We start from the raw sequence: 1,645 nt of genomic DNA, 5'->3' as shown, positions 1-1,645 counted from the left end.
TGGTCCAAAAAGTTAGTGAATACAATGATGTTGATTATGAAGAGAATATAGTCACGATTAATATTACTGGTGGAACTATTGATTATCAAGGAACAGATGATTTCCCTAGCTGTACCATGAATGATAAAACATTTATCATATCAAATCCAAATAAACATAGGATTGGTGGGATACAGATCAAAGAGAACATAGCGATAAGAAGTATAAAATATACAGTAAAATATATAGCATATATGAGTGATGTTGATGCACTTAATAAAAAGCTAGATCAAATAGAAGAAAAAATCACACACAAACGACGAAAACATAACAAAAATAATGAATACTTATCCCACTAGCAATGAGGTTAATGATGTACATCATTTCCAGACTTATCTTTCACATTTTCAAGGAGTATACATTAAAGAAAGACATTAGCAAATTTAGAAAGAAAAATGATTTGAAATACAAAGAATCTATCGAAGTGCCATTTGAAAATGTGAAAGACGTGAACAGAAAGGATGAAGTCAAAATCAAAATGACTAGGGGAACTCGTCTTGTTGGAACAATAACTGATGATGCTGGTGTTGTGAAGAATTTTGATTTTTTGTTTGATTATGATGAAGATATCCCTGATAATACCGAAGTTTATTTACCAATCGAAATTGATGGAACAACTTATCATTCTGGTTATTATCAAACTGAAAATGATGAATGGCGCTTTTATATCGAAAGCGATACAGAATGCTTCAATACCAAATTAATATTAGCGGAAAAAATATTGAAACAAGATGAAATAGCTTTAAAAAATAATATCACATCATTATTTGATGACTTATACTGGAGAATATTTTATTCAGGATTTCACAAAGTTGATTATGAAGATATCCCAGAATTATGCTGGTATTCATTAGATACGAGAACTAAAAAATTAATTGTATATGTCGAATATGTAAGTTTATATATGGAAATATTATTTATATTTAAAGATTCAAATGACAAGAAACATTTTATAAGAGTGAATTATAGTGAAGGATTTGCAGTACTTGATGAAATTTATGGTGAAGATCAAATTAGAGATTCAAATAGAAAAAGAGATTATGAATATGAATTTACACGTATAGATTTTCAATTAAAAGGCACCAGAGATATACCATTTACAGACAATTATCTAAAACAAGTCAAAAAAAAAAAGCCAGATATATCAATGTAAACAATCATATTCAATAATATTATTTAATGAAAAAATTATTATTTTAGCAATTTATTTTGGTTTACGAACCTCCAGTGAAATCATCGGTGCGGTTAGGTCTGGACGGCCATTAGAACGCACAGCTTAACGTATACTACTCAGCATCTAGAACTGTTAATGGTGTACAAAAAACTGGAGGATAGTAGCAGGATTTATTATCTGATATAAGTGAAGATGTTAGTTCAGATGCAGAGTCTAGAATGTTAGATATTATCGGTTATGGTTCTGAACTGCTTGATATTCCGATGTACCTATATATGAGAACAGTCAAGACAACTACCGATTTGACTCCTATTCTTGAATGGTGTAATAAAGAAACTAGTTCCCTACCAGCAATTAAATTTGGTGATAAAAATAAATTAGTCACAACAATTAATGGTGCATGGATATTTATAATAGATTTAGAAGTTCACT

At 29.5% G+C, this 1,645-nt stretch carries 3 protein-coding genes; all 3 read left to right on the top strand.

What is annotated here, in order from left to right; translation table 11 throughout:
- On the top strand, nt 1-338 hold a 338-nt coding region (locus tag QZ306_RS10545), incomplete at its 5' end, for a hypothetical protein (RefSeq protein ID WP_295163664.1).
- A 101-nt stretch (nt 339-439) separates the two neighbouring features.
- Nucleotides 440-1,192, top strand: a complete 753-nt coding sequence (locus QZ306_RS10540) for a hypothetical protein (protein ID WP_295163663.1) — start codon at nt 440-442, stop codon at nt 1,190-1,192.
- A gap of 239 nt (nt 1,193-1,431) precedes the next feature.
- A partial coding sequence (locus QZ306_RS10535) for a hypothetical protein (protein ID WP_295163661.1) occupies nt 1,432-1,645 on the top strand: 214 nt, incomplete at its 3' end.

It is taken from the genome of uncultured Brachyspira sp. (genome assembly GCF_910588665.1).
Taxonomy (GTDB): Bacteria; Spirochaetota; Brachyspiria; order Brachyspirales; family Brachyspiraceae; genus Brachyspira.
Note: the sequence above shows the minus strand (reverse complement) of the source record. Positions and strands in the feature narration are given on the sequence as shown.